Source organism: Rhodococcus jostii NBRC 16295, assembly GCF_001894825.1.
Lineage (GTDB): Bacteria > Actinomycetota > Actinomycetes > Mycobacteriales > Mycobacteriaceae > Rhodococcus_F > Rhodococcus_F jostii.
Genome location: NZ_BCWY01000146.1, coordinates 1 through 16,143 on the forward strand (window position 1 = coordinate 1; position 16,143 = coordinate 16,143).

At 64.4% G+C, this 16,143-nt stretch carries 12 protein-coding genes and 2 pseudogenes; 10 read left to right on the top strand and 4 right to left on the bottom strand.

Annotation, left to right across the window (positions count from 1 at the left end):
- Positions 1–287 precede the first annotated feature (287 nt).
- The 8 genes from RJ1_RS42525 (at position 288) to RJ1_RS42560 (ending at position 10,902) form a co-directional block, all read left to right on the top strand.
- Complete coding sequence (locus RJ1_RS42525) at positions 288–1,811, top strand: sugar ABC transporter ATP-binding protein (RefSeq protein ID WP_073370249.1); 1,524 nt, start codon at positions 288–290, stop codon at positions 1,809–1,811.
- Complete coding sequence (locus RJ1_RS42530; RefSeq protein WP_061699790.1) at positions 1,808–2,947, top strand: ABC transporter permease; 1,140 nt, start codon at positions 1,808–1,810, stop codon at positions 2,945–2,947. Before RJ1_RS42525 ends, RJ1_RS42530 begins: the two co-directional genes overlap by 4 nt.
- Before the next feature lie 18 nt (positions 2,948–2,965).
- Positions 2,966–4,087, top strand: coding sequence for a sugar ABC transporter substrate-binding protein (locus tag RJ1_RS42535; protein ID WP_162850275.1), 1,122 nt, complete (start codon positions 2,966–2,968; stop codon positions 4,085–4,087).
- 132 nt (positions 4,088–4,219) lie between these two features.
- Positions 4,220–5,845 carry an FAD-dependent monooxygenase gene (locus RJ1_RS42540; protein WP_073370252.1) on the top strand — a complete coding sequence of 542 codons (1,626 nt, stop codon included), beginning with the start codon at positions 4,220–4,222 and terminating at the stop codon, positions 5,843–5,845.
- A gap of 70 nt (positions 5,846–5,915) precedes the next feature.
- On the top strand, positions 5,916–7,535 hold the full coding sequence (locus RJ1_RS42545) for an FAD-dependent monooxygenase (protein WP_073370255.1): 1,620 nt from the start codon (positions 5,916–5,918) through the stop codon (positions 7,533–7,535).
- A 554-nt stretch (positions 7,536–8,089) separates the two neighbouring features.
- Positions 8,090–8,641 (top strand): YceI family protein, encoded by a 552-nt coding sequence (locus RJ1_RS42550; RefSeq protein ID WP_052033363.1) that lies wholly within the window; start codon positions 8,090–8,092, stop codon positions 8,639–8,641.
- Between the two features lie 3 nt (positions 8,642–8,644).
- A complete protein-coding gene (locus RJ1_RS42555) occupies positions 8,645–9,241 on the top strand; it encodes an NADPH-dependent FMN reductase (protein WP_083400352.1) in 597 nt (198 codons plus the stop codon).
- Between the two features lie 422 nt (positions 9,242–9,663).
- Positions 9,664–10,902, top strand: coding sequence for an alpha-hydroxy acid oxidase (locus RJ1_RS42560; protein WP_073370257.1), 1,239 nt, complete (start codon positions 9,664–9,666; stop codon positions 10,900–10,902).
- A gap of 1,870 nt (positions 10,903–12,772) precedes the next feature.
- Here the strand turns inward: RJ1_RS42560 and RJ1_RS42565 are convergent.
- Positions 12,773–13,462, bottom strand: coding sequence for a nitroreductase (locus RJ1_RS42565; protein ID WP_073370258.1), 690 nt, complete (start codon positions 13,460–13,462; stop codon positions 12,773–12,775).
- Positions 13,463–13,568: 106 nt separating this feature from the next.
- On the opposite strand from RJ1_RS42565, the gene RJ1_RS42570 reads away from it, so the two are divergent.
- On the top strand, positions 13,569–14,159 hold the full coding sequence (locus RJ1_RS42570) for a TetR/AcrR family transcriptional regulator (protein ID WP_061699786.1): 591 nt from the start codon (positions 13,569–13,571) through the stop codon (positions 14,157–14,159).
- A gap of 473 nt (positions 14,160–14,632) precedes the next feature.
- Here RJ1_RS42570 and RJ1_RS48515 read toward each other — a convergent pair whose 3' ends face one another.
- Positions 14,633–14,830 carry a hypothetical protein gene (locus RJ1_RS48515; RefSeq protein WP_240319607.1) on the bottom strand — a complete coding sequence of 66 codons (198 nt, stop codon included), beginning with the start codon at positions 14,828–14,830 and terminating at the stop codon, positions 14,633–14,635.
- 41 nt (positions 14,831–14,871) lie between these two features.
- Here RJ1_RS48515 and RJ1_RS48520 point away from each other — a divergent pair.
- Positions 14,872–15,235: pseudogene (locus tag RJ1_RS48520) on the top strand (M48 family metalloprotease); the annotation flags it as partial.
- A 24-nt stretch (positions 15,236–15,259) separates the two neighbouring features.
- Here RJ1_RS48520 and RJ1_RS42585 read toward each other — a convergent pair.
- Together RJ1_RS42585 and RJ1_RS48525 are read right to left on the bottom strand one after the other, a co-directional pair.
- Positions 15,260–15,889: a mycothiol-dependent nitroreductase Rv2466c family protein gene (locus RJ1_RS42585; protein WP_073370263.1), complete on the bottom strand. Its 630-nt coding sequence runs from the start codon at positions 15,887–15,889 to the stop codon at positions 15,260–15,262.
- 144 nt (positions 15,890–16,033) lie between these two features.
- Positions 16,034–16,143: pseudogene (locus tag RJ1_RS48525) on the bottom strand (citrate/2-methylcitrate synthase); the annotation flags it as partial.

Consider the following 16,143-nt stretch of genomic DNA (forward strand, 5'->3'; position numbering starts at 1 on the left):
TCGGGGTAGGTGCAGGTAGCTGAAGCGGGGTGGCCGCCAGCGGTGGGTGAACCGAGGCCTGATGATCCGCCGTTGGTGCCGTTCGGTTTGCGAACGCGGTGCGGTGTGGGCGGGACTCCTCCCGCCTTTTCGATGAACTACGGCTAGACGCTTGTTAACGGTCCATGAAGCGGCGGGCCCGTTTTTCTAATGCCTGAAGGTCATCGATTTCGCTTGCATCAATCAATTCGCACAAAGTGGATACATGTCGTTGACGTTCACGAGATGAAAAGTATACAGTTTCGCGCATGGTGACGAAGGACACATCGACGGTTCATCGGGTACCCGCTCTGCGGCTCACCGGGATTCGTAAGAGCTATGGCGGTGTCCAGGCTCTTCGTGGCGCTGATCTGACGATCCCGACCGCCGGCACGGTGCTCGGCCTGTGCGGGGAGAACGGGTGCGGCAAGTCAACCTTGCTCCGGGTGTTGGCGGGACAGGTCCGACCGGACGCCGGACGCATCGACATCGACGGCGAGCCCGTCACGTTCTCCAGGCCGCAGGAGGCAATCCGCCACGGCATCGTGACCGTGACACAGGAAACCACGCTGGCACCCGAGCTGACCGTCGCGGAGAACATCTACCTCGGCCACCGGATGGCCCGCACACGATTCGGCATCGACTGGAAGCGCACCATGCGGGACGCCCATGAGCTGCTTGCGCGATTCGGCATGGACATCGACCCGGCATCGCCGGTGCGACAGTTGCGACCGGACCAGCAGCAGCTGGTCGAGATCGTGCGTGCACTGTCGATCGACGCTCGGGTGCTCATCCTCGACGAGCCCACCAGCTCTCTGACCGACGATGAGGTCGATGCGTTGCTCGACCGTGTCAGAGGCCTCGCAGACGGTGGGGTGTCGACCATTTTCGTGTCTCATCGGCTCGAGGAGGTCTTTCGCGTCGCGGATCGGATCGCGGTGCTGCGCGACGGCCTCCTTGTCAGCGAGGGGCCGATCGCCGACTACGACGAAACGTCTTTGATCGAAGCGATGGTCGGCGCCAGCCACCAGACGCTCGCAGAGAACCATCGTGTGCGCCCGACGGCAGACCCCGTCCTCCGCATCCGTGAGGTCACAGTCCCTGGGGTGATCGAGGAGATCTCACTTGACGTCGCTCCCGGTGAGATCGTCGGACTCGCCGGACTTGTGGGTGCCGGCCGCAGTGAGCTGCTCGAGACGGTGTTCGGACTCCATCGACCGGCGACCGGGGTCGTCGAGGTCGGCGGCGCGCCATTCCATCCGAAAGGGCCCCGTGACGCGATCGGGGCCGGCGTGGGTTTTGTCCCGGCCAACCGCAAGGAGCAGGGGCTGGTCCTCGGCATGAGTGTCCGCGAGAACCTCGTCATGGCGTCGACTGCATGGTCCCGCCGCGCGAGAAGGCACCGCGCCAAGGAGGAAGGCCCCGTAGTGGCCGACTCCATGGTGTCGATGCAGATCAAGGCCGTGTCACCTAACACCACTGTCCAGACTTTGTCTGGTGGTAACCAGCAGAAGGTCGTGATGGGCAAATGGCTTGCGATCAGGCCGCAGGTCCTGCTCCTCGACGAACCAACCCGCGGAGTCGACATAGGGGCCAAGACCGAGATCCACCGGCTGCTCATCGCCGCTGCCGACGACGGCCTGGGAATTCTCGTTAGCTCGTCGGAGAATCCCGAGCTGCTGAGCATCTGCGACCGCATCGCCGTGATGTTCCGTGGACGGATCCGTGCGGTGCTGTCACGGGCGGAAGCCACCGAATCCACCATTGCCCACTACGCCGGAGGTCACGAGTGAACACCATCGACAGCACGTCAACAAAGAGCATCAACAACAGTTCCACGATCTCCAAGCCGCCGCCCGAACGCCCGTCGTGGGCCAGCCGACTCCCGCGACCGACCAGCGATGGCTTCGGTCGCTACGGCGCGGTGCTTGCTCTGCTCGTGATCATGTTTCTCGTGCTCAGCATCACGCAGGACCAGTTCCTAACGGACCAGAACATCAAAAACCTGCTCGCGAGCGTCTCCGTCGTCTCGATCTGCGCCTGCGGGATGACGTTCATCATCCTCACGGCGGGCCTTGATCTCTCGATCGGAGCCACGCTGGCACTCTCCGGGATCTTCCTGGCGAAGGTCATCGAAGCTGGTGTCCCCGGAGCGGTGGCTGCCTGTCTGACCGTGGTCTTCGGCTTTGTCGTGGGCGGAGTGCTCAACGGCATACCGATCGGGAAGTGGCGACTCTCGTTCTTTGTCGTAACGCTCGGGGTGGCCTCCGTGCTCACCGGTGTGGTGAACATCTGGTCCGAGAGCAAGACGACCTACGTCACGTCGTCGTTCGTCGACAGTGTCGGATTCTCGAACATCCTGGGGCTTCCCGTCCCGGTCTGGATCATGGGCGCCTGCTTCGCGCTGTTCGCGTATGTCCATAAGAGGACGTACTTCGGTCGGGATCTCTGTGCGATCGGCGGAAATGTCGAAGCTGCACGTCTCACGGGCATCAACGTGGCCTGGACGACGGTGTCCGTGTACGCGATCGCCGGAGCGTGCGCCGGGCTCGCTTCCGTGGTGCAGACCGGCCGACTGGGGGCTGCGAGCCCGCTCGTCGGCACCGATATCGCGCTCGCGGCGGTCGCAGCGGTGCTCCTTGGTGGCACTACGTTCACCGGCGGCGTCGGGGGTATCGGTGGGACGGTTGTCGGTGTGCTCTTCGTGGGCGTCCTCCAGAACGGCCTCGGCATCGCCGGGGTCTCAGGCTACTGGCAGCAGGTCATCACCGGCGCCATCCTCGTCTCCGCGGTCGGCCTTGACCGCCTGCGCCAGACCGGATGGTCGGCCCGCCTCTCACGCGGTAGCGCGTCGGGAGGAGACGGCCCGGACGCGGTTATCACAGGCGGGCCGCCATCGGCCGCCGCGACATCCGACCAGCTCACCTAGATCGAAGGAATTATGTACATGTCCATCCACACAAGAAACCGACCTGGGCGCGTCCTCGCGGCCGCTGCGTTCATTACGAGCGCCTGCCTGTTGATGATGACCGCGTGCAGCTCCAGTGACACCTCGACCGGCGACGGGTCCTCGCCGGGAGCGGACGCGGCAAGCATTCCGCCCTATTCGGGCCCGGAATCTGATCTGCCCACCAGCTACGGCCTGCCGGCGAAGAAGCCGGGCAAGACGCTGACGTTCGGCTATCTCAACAACACGTCCGGCAACGAGCTGACCAACGCGTTGGGCGAGGGCTTCGAGGCGGAAGCCAAGTTCCTGGGGGCCAAGACGATTGTCCTCGACAGTCAGCTGAAGGTCGACCGTGAGGTCTCGAACTTCCAGCAGCTGCTGGCCCAGGGGGTGGACGGGATCCTCGTCAATCCGCTCGACCCTAAGGCGCTGTCTCCCCTCATCAAGCAGGCACAGGAGAAGGGCATCCCGCTGATCGGGGTCGATGTCGCCCTCGAGAACGGCGAGCTGCCCGAGGGCTTCACCGGTCAGATCATGAAGGGCGCGGACCACCAGGCATACGAGACGGCCAAGGCGATCGCCGCTGAGAAGGCGGGGGCCAAGTTCGGGATCCTCAACATCGCGTTCCCGGTCGCGGGGCCTCTGTACCAGATGGAGCGGTCGAAGTACTGGGCCGCGAAGTTTGGGCTGGAGTTCGCGGGAGAGCGGTCCAACGCCACCGACGACTCGAACGGAGCAGCGGCGGTATCCGGTCCGATGCTCAGCAAGGATCCCGACCTCGACGCCATCATCGCCTACAACGATCCGAGCGCACTCGGAGCCGTGACCGCGGCGCGAGCGAGCGGCCGAGAGCTGATCGCGGCTGGGTCGAACGGTGGCAGCGACGGAATCGGTGGTGTCAAGGCCGGCAAGCTTCTCATGACGACATCGGTCGACGCGGTCCGTATCGGCGCGATGGCGCTGGCGGGCCTCTACAACGTCCGGACGGACCAGAATCTCCCATTGCCCAAGTCGATCTTGGTCGCTGCCAAGGTCGTCACCAGGGAGAACGCCGACAGCTTCGCGAGCTTCGACGAATTGGCCGATTCGATCGAGCGGACCGGCCTCACCGCGACGCCATGAGCCCTGCTTGCGGCCCCGGATGCGTTGGGCATCCGGGGCCGCAAGGGCATCGCCTGGAACACCACCGCCCACGGGCGGCATCGAACACGGCACTGCAGTCCTGAGAGACCGAAGCAAAGGAAAGAAAAGAAAATGACTTCCACGATCGATGTTCCAGTCCTGATCGTCGGCGGCGGACCTGCGGGCATGAGCCTCGCGCTCCAGCTCGACCGCCTGGGGATACGAAGCATGCTCGCCGAGCGACGCCCGACGACTACCAAGCATCCGAAGGCCTTCGGATGCCAGGCGCGGACCATGGAGCACTTCCGCGTCTGGGGGATCGAGGACCGGGTCCGGGCGGCAGGTCTGCCCGCCACGGCCGACGTTGTCTGCTGGTGCGAGAGCCTCAGCGGTCCACTGGTGGCCTACACGCACCCAGAGGCGACGCTCAACACGCCCGCCCCGAAGTCGATCGTCTCGCAGGATGCGGTCGAAGAGGCCCTCGACGCGGCCCTCGGCACGAGTCCGGCCGCGAACATCCGCCGGTCGACCGAGCTGGTGTCCTTCGAGCAGGACGTCGACGGGGTCAGTGCCCGTTTGCGGAGCGTAGAGACTGCCGAGGAGGTGCTGGTACGCGCTCAGTATCTCGTCGGCTGCGATGGAGCCGACAGCGTCGTGCGCGACCGGCTCGGCGTGGAGATGGACGGTCCCGAGACCATCGCGCTCTGGGCCAGTCACTACTACCGCGCTGATCTCAGCCGTCTCCCGCACGTTCGCAGTGCCATCGGGTTCCTCGTTCGGCCGTCCGACCCGTCGCGGCCGCACATCGACGTGCTGGCCAGCGGCCCGGACGCGGACCGCTGGCGTTTTCTCGAGAAGCTGAAGGAGGGGCAGGAGCCGCTCACCGAGCAGCAGCTCATCGCCCTCGTCCGCGACTACTGGGAAATCCCGGACCTGAAGGTCGAACTCATCAACGTCATGCCCTGGCGAATGAGTGCCCAGGTGGCCAAGGAGTTTCGCAGAGGACGCGTCTTCCTGGCAGGCGACGCAGCCCACCGCTTCCCGGTCACGGGCGGCATGGGGCTGAACTCGGGCATCCAAGATGTACACAACCTTGCGTGGAAGCTCGCGATGGTGCTCGACGGACAGGCCGAGGAGATGCTGCTCGACACGTACGAGGCCGAACGCCGTCCGGTGGCGCAGGACAACACCGAGTGGTCGGTAGGAAACTTCCGCAGAATGCAGGAAATGGACGTGGCCTTCCAGAACCGCCGCGAGGACCCCCGGACCTGGCGCGACCTGTTGGTCGACATGGACGAGCAGATCAACTGCGAAGGCCAGTCGCTCGGATACATCTATGCCGACGGTGCTCTGATCGACGATGGTTCCCCGATGCCCGAGCACGAGGCCCAGTACTACTGGCCGACGGACCGACCCGGCGCGCGGTTTCCCCACATATGGATCGACGCGGATCAGACGGAGTCGACGATCGACTGGTTCGACACGTCGTTCGTCCTCGTCTGCGGTCCTGGGGCGCAGGGGTGGGCGCGGGCCGGCACAGCCCTGGCAACCGAGCTCGACCTGGCGCTCGAGATCAAGCAGCTGACGGCGCTGCTTGGTCCGTTGACGATTGAGCGCGACGGTGCGGTGCTGGTCCGGCCTGACGGCTATGTCGCCTGGCGGGCGACAGGCCCCGGAGACCCGGGCGAGCTCCGAGATGCACTTGAGCGTGTTGTCGCCGGTGGGACGCTCGCCCGAGAACTGCTGGAGACGTCGTGAACTCGTTGGGCATTTATCCGGCCCGTACGGAATCCCAAACCACATCCGTTGTCACACGAAAGGAAGCGCGATGATCGAGGTGCCTGTTCTCGTGGTCGGTGCCGGTCCTGTCGGCATGAGCCTCGGGTTGTTGCTCGACCGCTTCGGGATCTCGAGTCTCGTTGCAGAGCGCCGCCCGGCGACCACGGTGCACCCGAAGGCGTACGGCAGCACCGCGCGCACGATGGAGCACTTTCGAGTATGGGGCATCGAGGACCAGGTGCGTGGCGGCGGGCTGCCGCCGAACTCCGACGTGATCAGCTGGTGCGAGAGCTTAAGTGGCCCGATCGTCGCGCTGACTCATCCGGAACCCAGCAACAACACGCCGTCCCCGAAATCGATCGTCGCGCAAGATGTCGTCGAAGAGGCACTCGACCACGCGCTCTCGACCCGGCCCCGGGTCGACCTTCGTCGTTCGACACAGGTCATCTCGTTCCAGCAGGATTCCGAGGGGGTGACCGCACTACTCCGCCATGTCGACACCGGCGAGGAGTTCGAGGTGCGATCTCGCTACATCGTCGGGTGCGACGGAGCTGCGAGCCTCGTACGCGAGCGAGTCGGCATCGAGATGGAAGGGCCCGAGACGCTGCAGGTGCGTGCAACCCACTACTTCCGTGCGCCGGTGGGACACTTGCCTCACGTTAGGCGCGTCGTGGGATTCCTGTGCCGCCCGAAAGGACGTCCAGCCCTCGACGTGCTCGGGACCGGGCCGGACGGGGACCGGTGGCGCTTCATTCAGCTGCTCGGCGACGGAGAGGAGCCGTACAGCACCGATCATCTCATCGACCTCGTACGCGAGTACTGGGGGATCCCCGACCTCAAGGTCGAGCCGATCAACGTCCAGGTGTGGAACATGAGCGCGCAGGTCGCGAAGTCGTTCCGCCGCGACCGGGCGTTCCTCGCTGGCGACGCCGCCCACCGTTTTCCGCCAGCGGGCGGTATCGGGATGAACTCCGGCATCCAGGACGTTCACAACCTCGCCTGGAAGCTCGCTGCGGTGCTGGACGGCAGTGGCACTGATGCGCTGCTCGACACTTACGAGACCGAGCGTCATCCGGTGGCGTGGTCGAACACGAACTGGTCGGTCGAGGGCTTTGACCGGATCGAGGAGATGGATGAGATCTTCCACAACCGTCACGATGATCCCGAGCCCTGGCGCGCACTCCTGATCGATCAGGACCGACAGATCAACTGCGAGGGGCAAGCGATGGGGCTCATCTACGCCGACAGTGCCGCCGTGGTCGACGACGGTTCACCGGTCCCGCCTCACGACTCACGGTATTACTGGCCGACCGATCGACCGGGCGCCCGGTTCCCACACATGTGGCTGGATGCGGCCGAGTCCGAGTCGACCATTGACTGGTTCGACACGGCGTTCGTCCTGGTCTGCGGCCCCGACGCGACTGGCTGGAAAGCAGCCGGAGAGGATTTGGCGCGCGAGGGGAAGATGCCACTCCTGGTCAAGGTGCTGCCGCACCTGGTTGGACCTTTGACCCTCGGGCACGAGGGCGCAGCACTGGTTCGACCCGACGGGCACGTCGCGTGGCGCTCGCAAGGGTCTGGTGCGCCCGAGGACCTCGTCGCGGCGTTGGCAGATGTGCTCGCCGGCGCGGCAGGTGTCGCCTCACTGGCACTCGCTGTTCGCGGGTAACCATTACGTTCGGCATGTCGGGTGCGCACGGCAATCGTCGTGCGCACCCTTTATCTAATACGTTGACCCATCCGTGATACCGCTCTAGCGACGCAACCGGGAGGATGCGCCCAGAATCACTTCTCTTCGCAGAGAGGTCTTGCGGAAGCACTTGAAGAAACCGGCGGTTCTCGTGCGGCCCTGCAATTTCTGGATATATCTCTTGACCCAAACAACTCGAAAAGTATACACTTTACGAGTATTCACAGAGACCAGCGGGTGCGGGCCATTGGGAGTTCCTACCGTCTGGAGTACGTGAAGAAGGGGAATCCTTCTCGGCAGGACAGGGCGCCCAGGCGGCAGCGCTCGCACCTTTACGAGGTGAACCAGATCCCGCCGATCCTTCGAGAGTTGGCTCTCGTCACGAGGGAACCCTGCCCGGCCATTAGGTCAGATCAGCGATCTGACCTAATGGCCGGAACTCAAGGCCAGATCGCTGCGAATCCTCGTGGTTATCCGCTGACGGACACGTCCGGAGCAACAACCCACCAGACCACCTCGACGAGAGGCGAACGATGAGCGAAGACACCTTCCCCCGAGCTACGCCGGGCACCTATCGGCTGGACCCGATCCACTCCACCGTGGGGATCTCGGCAATGCACAAGATCTCCCGATTCCGGAGCGGAGTCGCCGAGTTCGACGCCACCCTTGAGGTGGACGACTCCGGCGAGATGACCCTGAACGGCTCGGCTAGAGCCGCCAGCATCCAGGTCAAGAACGACGAACAGTACACGCATCTGCAGTCGCCAGAATTCTTCGACGCCCTGCGCCACCCGACCGTTCAGTTCCGGTCGACGTCCGTGACCCTCGCCGATGACGAAACACTCGTCGTCATCGGCGATCTGACGGCGCGGGGTCACACCGAGCGTGTGGAGCTGCGTGGCCGACTGTTGTACGTGGCAGACGACTCCCACGCCACTGAGCGTGTCGGGATCGACCTCGAAACGGTGATTGACCGCAGGCGGTTTGGCGTGACATGGAACCAGCGACTCCCCGGAGGACGGTATGCGCTGTCGAACGAGGTTACGCTTACAGCCGAGTTCGAGCTGCCGAAAGCGAAGGTATAGGCCGTGACTCAGGCGATCACTCGGGTCCTGGGAATCTCGGGCAGTCTCCGGCGCGACTCGTTCAACACCAAGCTGCTCGCAGTCGCGGCCGATGGGCTGCCGGCCCGCATTGAGTATCAGCGCTATGAGGCGCTCAGAGACATCCCGCCGTTCAATGCTGACGATGAAGGGACGCCGCCGGCTGCCGTCAGTCACTTTCGCAGTCTGCTCGATTGGGCAGACGCCGTGATCATTGCGACGCCCGAGTACAACGCGTCGATCCCCGGCCAGTTGAAGAACGCGTTTGACTGGGCGTCGCGCCCGGTGACAACGGCAGCACTACGTGGGTTGGCAGTCGCAGTGATCGGTGCCAGCACGTCCAGCTTCGGAGCGACCTGGGCCCAGGACCAGCTTCGCGGCTCTCTGGGAGCAGCCGGCGCTCGCGTGGTGGACCTCGAGCTTGCCGTCGCCGAGGTGGAGGATCAGCTCTCGGATGACGGCACATTCAGAGACCCGCAACTCTTAGACCAGTTGACAGCGATCCTCGACGCGCTCATGGCCGAGGCAGACATTGCTGCAACGGAGCGGGACGCCTCAGCGCCGCTGGGTGCATCGCGCTAGCTCAGCCGCGCTGCACGTTCAATGACTGACTACCTCGATGATGGCGCGAAAGGTATCGGAAGGGATTGCAACGTTGAATGGGATGGCGATGTTACCCGGGTCCGTCCGGAGATAGAGGCCGCGGCAAGCAGGACATCCATGGACTCTTCGGCGTGACGGCGTCTGGACGCCATCGAAGCGCCTATTCCTGCTGGTCACGGCCCTCCGGCCAGCTGAGACCAACGCGCAATACCAACACGACCACGAGGGCCTGTACGGAATCGCGGGGGAGCGCCCACTTCTTTTGGGGCGCGGCAAGATACTCGAAAATGGGCCAGTATGTGGCACCGCCACGACATGGGCAACGGAGGGTAAGACCGAACATGACTGTTGACGCCGAGCGGACAGACACCGCGCCTCCACGCTTCCCCCACCCGGACGCCTTGGGACCCCGGCCGCGGTCCCGAAGGCGGTTTCCCCGATCATCCGAGCTGGCACCGTTGCTCAGACCACGACCATTCATCCTCGACAGAACCGATCGACGGCTAGCTCGCGCCGAATCAGTCAGCGCACTGCGCGCCATCGCACGACAGCGAGTGCCACGTGCAGTCTTCGACTACACCGATGGTGGCGCCGGAGACGAGATCGCGATGGAACGGTCTGCGGAGTTCTTCCGCGACATCGAATTCCACCCACGCGTGCTGCGAGACGTGTCCCGGGTCGATACCCGTACCCCGGTGCTGGGATCGGAATCGGCGCTTCCCTTCGGCCTGGGACCCACGGGCTTCACCCGGATGATGCATCACGAGGGCGAAATCGGGGTGGCCAGAGCCGCCGCCAGAGCCGGTGTACCGTACGCACTCTCGACCATGGGAACCACATCGCTCGAAGACGTCAGCGATGCCGTCCCTGCGAGCCGAAAGTGGTTCCAGCTCTATCTGTGGCGCGACCGCGAGGCCAGTCGAGACCTCGTGCGGCGAGCCGCCGAGGCAGGATACGAGGCTCTCGTCCTCACCGTCGACACCCCGGTCGCCGGCCCCCGTCTCCGCGACGTACGCAATGGGCTGACAATACCCCCGTCGCTGACACTTCGAACCGTCGTGGACGCCAGCCGCAAGCCGTCGTGGTGGTTCAACCTGCTCTCCACTCCGCCACTCGAGTTCGCCTCGATGAGCTCGAAGGACGGGACGATCGCACAGCTCGTGGGGTCGATGTTCGACCCCGCTGCAACGGTGGCCGACCTGGGCTGGCTGCGCGAGATCTGGGGCGGCAAGTTAATCGTCAAGGGCGTCCAGGGCGTTGCCGATGCGCGCGCCGTCGTTGATGCAGGTGCCGACGCGGTCGTGGTGAGCAACCACGGTGGCCGCCAGCTCGATCGCGCACCGGTCCCCATGGAGCGGCTGCCGGCGATCGCGAAGGCCATCGGGGATCACGCCGACGTCTTGGTTGACGGTGGGATCAGGTCCGGAGCCGACGTGGCGGCGGCGTTATGTCTCGGGGCCGACTTCGTGCTCATCGGCCGGGCATACCTGTTCGGCCTCATGGCCGGAGGCGAGCGAGGTGTCGATCGAGCACTGGAGCTGATGGCTGTCGAGCTCCGGAACACGATGCAGCTGTTAGGAGTCGACTCCATCGACCAGCTTCAGGACAGTCACGTTCGGCGGCGCGACCAAAGAGGCTGAGCCGCACACGCTCACGCTGTCGATGATCAACTAGGGCGGCGACGGGTATTCCCTGCTGGCACAGCCAACGAGAAATCCAAGAACTTCAACCACGATCGCGTCGATGAGGCTCCCCCGATTGATGCACTTCCGAGCCGATGCTGGGAAGACTGACTGCAACCGGAATTCTCGTCTGGGTTCGAGGTGAAGGGGACGGGTTCCCAAGTCTGCGACGACAGGGGACATTGCAGCGCTGAACTCCTCTCTCTTCTGCTTCGAATTCGCATGGGCAGGTGCTCGCTGAGTTACGGCGGGTTCAGTGGACAACCGCTAGGGCTACTGGGTTCGTGGTCCGGTGTCGGTATATCAGGATTTGCATAGGCCAGCTCGTGTGAGGGGTCACCGCTGGCCTATGCAAATCCCTTCACCTACGCCGAGCCTGCAAAGGAGACCGAGTTGCAGCCTCGCTTCTCTGAAGTTTCGCCGATGTCCTTTGTCAGACTGACACCCTATAAGCGCAAACAACTCCCGCCGATGTACGGGAATCTGCACGATTGCAGAGATGTTTCGGGGAACTTCGCGCAATCAAAATCACGCGGGCGAGCGCGGTTTTGACGGCGTAGGTTGATCGTTCCACCTAGGTGTTGTCTAGGTGGAGGGTTCACGTCGCGGTGGTGGGCCTTGTCCGCGCGCATGTAGGTGGAGGTTTGGTGTGAACGCTGCCGTTCGTCTGCATCTCTCAACGCCGCAGTCTTGCAGTCGTGCGGGGTAGTCCGTGCGAGATCATTGTCGGAATTGGTGCTCGTTCTGACAGCGCCGCGCATCTCTCGATGACCGGCAAACGGACGGTCAGGATTCTGGTGGAACGGAGGGTGTGCCGCGCCTCGGTTTCGAGCTTGGTCGCAGCGCGACCGATTATCCAATCATGGTTGCTGCGAGAGATACGACGCCAGCTGCGAGTGCGCCTCCAAAGGCGCCGAGGTACGGGTTCCCTACTGCAGCGCCCAGCAGTGTCATGCCACCGATCAGGGCGATCCAGAACATTCCGTAGGTCCTCCATTCCGAGCCGTCCGCGGCCGTCGCGCGAGGCGTCGATGCTGGGTCTTCGTTTTGTCGCCTTTGCGGCGGCGGGGGAGTGGACGATGCGCGGGTGCATCCCGTGCGCCTGGTTAGCTGTCCTTTCGGAACGACCACGCAAGCGGACCTCTGCAAGCGCGGGTCCGGTCGGCATAGCTCGGTGTTCTGATGCGTTGATCGTGTTGTACCCGATAACAATTCCATCGGAATCTCTCATCATGTTTCGTTCACGTTTGATGTTGTAAGTGTCTTCGGCTGGTGCAGGGCGACGAGTGTCGGCAGTTTCGCTGAAGTGAGTGTGCGATAGCCTCGGTCGGCTTCGGACCCCTGCGGGCATTGCCCTGCAGGAAGACATACTGCGGGGATAGTGCTACGTACACTCTTTCTATGCGTCGAGTGTCCATCCCCCAGCGGGAACTCACGCCGTCGTGTTAAGGACGAGGCATTCCGTGGAAATCGGAAGGTCCACGAAGCAAAAGGCTTTGAGTATCGGCATGGGTGAGCCGTCCGGATAGAAGAGATGGCTTAGTGCGAACGGTCGAGTTGTGTCCATGCCGGATCCAGGTAGGTATGGTCGAGGTGTTTGACGTCAGATCGACTTCCTCGGTGTGCGCGGGTGTCCATCGCAAACGCGGCTTCATCGAGAGTGGCACGAGTTGGAACCGAAACCGTCGAGGTAATCGTGGCCACCCTCACTGTATTCGTTGACTACGCGTGGGCTGCGCCCGGTGTCTGGACCAGGCGAGCCAACGCCAGCGGGGGTGACCGACAACATCCCATTGGAGGATGTCCTGGATCCAATTAAGGGCGCGGGTTAGTGGTGGAAGGTGGTCGTGGCGTCGAGGGCGGCGCGGCCGGTGGTGATGTGGTTGACGGGCGCGTCCTGGTCGGCGTAGCCGAAGGAGATTCCCACGAGCAGCTTTCCCTCGTTCATGCCGAGTTCGTCGCGGACAGTGTCGGCGTAGAAGCTGAGCAGTCCCTGGGGGCAGCTGTCGACGCCGTACGCGGTCAACGCGAGCAGCAGTGTCTGGGTGTAGATGCCGACATCGGCGGCCAGCCGGGCTGCGCCGTCACCGGTGGCGAAGAGGAACGCGACGTGCGGGGCACCGTAGAAGCGCAGGCTCTCGGCATCGTAGGCGGCGCGGGCGGTGTGGTCGTCCAGTCCGATACCCAGTGCACCGTAGAGCTCGCCACCGAACTCGGCGCGGCGGTCCTGCTGCTCCGGGGAGTACATGTCATCGTGGTAGGGGAAGTCGACGGTGGTGCGCTGCTCGGCGTGGGCGGCCACGATCGCGTCGGCGAGGCGGTCTTTCCGCGCCCCGCTCGCCACCTCGACCCGCCAGGGCTGCGCGTTCGAGTTGGACGGCGCGGCACCGGCGAGGGCGAAGGCCGCGCGCAGAGTTTCCTCCGGCACCGGGTCGGGCCGGAACGCGCGGGTGGCGCGGCGGCCACGGATCAGCTTCTCTGCGTGGCCGCTCAGTTCGGTCGGGTGGGACGGGCTCATGGGGGCACTCCTCGAAACACTTATGTATACGTTAACGTTTACCTAACGAAGGTGACTGTAGCAGCACTTCCGCCAAAAAGTAAACGCGTGCGTATACTCAGGCGTTATGGATGCGACGACGAAGGTCACTCGCCGCGGGCGCGGCGGGCGGGAACGGATCCTGGCTGCCGCCGCCCTGCTGTTCTCCAACCAGGGGATCAATGCGACTGGAATGGAACAGGTCGCGGACGCGGCTCCGGTGTCCAAACGCACTCTCTACGCGCACTTCCCGGCCAAAAGCGACCTTGTAATGGCGCACCTGCGGGAGCTGGCCACGTCGGGGCGGACCCTGGAAGGCGTGCTCACCCGCGAGGATCTCGACCCGCGGGAGCGGATTCTCCGGCTGTTCGATCCCCCGGTTCCGGCCACGTCCCCGGTGCGGGGGTGCCCGTTCATCGACGCCGCGGTCGAGTTCCCCGACCCGCAGAGCGAGGTCCACACCTACGCACGGGAGCAGAAGCTGCTGATGGCGCAGCTCGTCACCGAGCTGGCTGCGGAGCTGGGCGCCGCCGACCCGGCCGCACTCGCCGAGCAGCTGGTCACCCTCGCCGACGGCGCCGCCAGCCGCGCAATGGTCCTCGATCAGCCGGGCTATGGTCGGCACGCGCGCGTGGCCGCGGAAATCCTGCTCGACCGGACCCTCACACCCACAGGCTAAGAATAGAGCGGGCTACGAAGCCGACCCGGCGGAACCGCCACCCCCTGAGGCAACCCCGCCGCTCATCACGCTGTAAGGCACGGAAACAATTTGGCGACATAGACCTGACGCCAGCCTCGACACGTTCCGTTCACGCGTCGATCCGGAATGGCGGCGGCGTGGCGGAACAGTCAACACCCGCGGTCCCGCAGTACATGCCGAGAAAGGCGCGTAGCTTCGCCAGCTATTCGCTGCACGCGGTTGACCGGACCACGTCGCCAGCCGTCGCCAGGCCCAAGTTCCCAGTCCGATCCAGATTTGCCGCTCAGGCATCTAAGCTCCGACGGGATGCCTTGATGTGACCGAGGTTCCGGAGGGTCCAGGCGCACATTCCATCGATCGCCGCTCGGAGGGGCGTGGCCGGGCTCGGTGAGGGTGTGGGCGGCCCGTAGTGGCACGGTGGGATGCGCCTTCCGCTCGACCAGGCCGTCAACTCAAGCTCCGCAGTTCTGGGTGAGCATCTTGTAGTTGATGCCCTCGACTGCGTCCCCCAACTCACTGAAGCACAGGGTGCGCCCACCGAGACACTCGATGACCATCAACGTCCACTTGTTGGCGAGGTCCGTGAAGATTTCCGGACTAACGAGTCCGCACGCGTCAAATCTGCGTCCGGAGGCGAGCCCGCCGATCACGACTGAATCTTCGCCGCCCAGGCGCCGCACCTCGACGTACGCGGACCCTGGACGACGACGCCGCCAACTACATTGCCGTGGTCGGGTCGGCGCTGTTCCGATCGATGGAATACACCGCAGACAATCACGGCTACTGTGTGCGGCCCCAGAGCGCCCGCGGCGCGAGAGGTGTTCTGGGCGCGGACAAATATCTCGTGAGCATCGTCGGATTCGACGAACTCGCCGACCGGGCCACCACCGAACGCGGGTTCTTCCCGTGGTTCGTGAATCTGCTGTCGGGACATCCGGTGCGCCCTGCGGAACAGGACCCGGCACGGTCACCTGTTCGTGAAACCCGGCCAGATCTACCGCGATCCGCAGAAACTGCAGTACGCGGCCGACCCGGCCGGGCCCGGCACTCGGTGACCGTGCCCAGGATCGGGGCTGGGCTCAGTCGAACTGAGGGTCCTCGGTCCGGGTGCGCTTGAGCTCGAAGAAGTGCGGGTAGCCGGCCAGCGCGACCACACCGTCCCACACCTTGCCCGCATCCTCGCCGCGGGGAATCCGCGACAGGACCGGGCCGAAGAACGCGACACCGTTGACGTGGATCGTCGGGGTTCCCACGTCCGGTCCGACGGCGTCCATGCCGGCGGCGTGACTCTCGCGCAGTGCGGCGTCGTACTCCTCCGACTCGGCGGCCTCGGCCAGTTCGGCCGGCAGCCCGACCTCGGCGAGCGACTTGACGATCACGTCGCCGAAGTCCTTGTTGCCCTCGTTGTGGATGAGCGTGCCCATCGCCGTGTACAGCGGCAGCAGGATCTCGTCGCCGTGCTTCTGCGCGGCCGCGATCAACACCCGCACCGGGCCCCACCCCTTGGTCATGAGCCAGCGGTATTCCTCCGGCAGATCCCGGCCCTCGTTGAGGACGGCCAGGCTCATCACGTGGAAGTTCGCCTCCAGGTCGCGCACCTGCGTGGCCTCGAGGATCCATCGCGAGGTGATCCAGCACCACGGGCACAGTGGGTCGAACCAGAAATCAGTGACGTCCTTGGTGGTCCCGGCGTTCGTCCCAGCACTCACGTAATGCTCCTTCTTGGTAATGTATACATTCTCGAACATTCAACACCTTCCCTGCCGGGAATCTGTCCGGGAGACCCCCGCTCGCGTCAGTGGGTCGGAAGTGGTCGCGAGTCTGCTCATTCTTCAGTCGAATACGTCGAATGGTCAGCTGGTGTGGGCGATCTGGTCCCAGCCCTCGACGGACTCGGGGGTGCGGGGTGCGGGTCCGGTGTAGATGGCGGCGGGGCGGACGAGCTTGCCGAGACGCTTCTGTT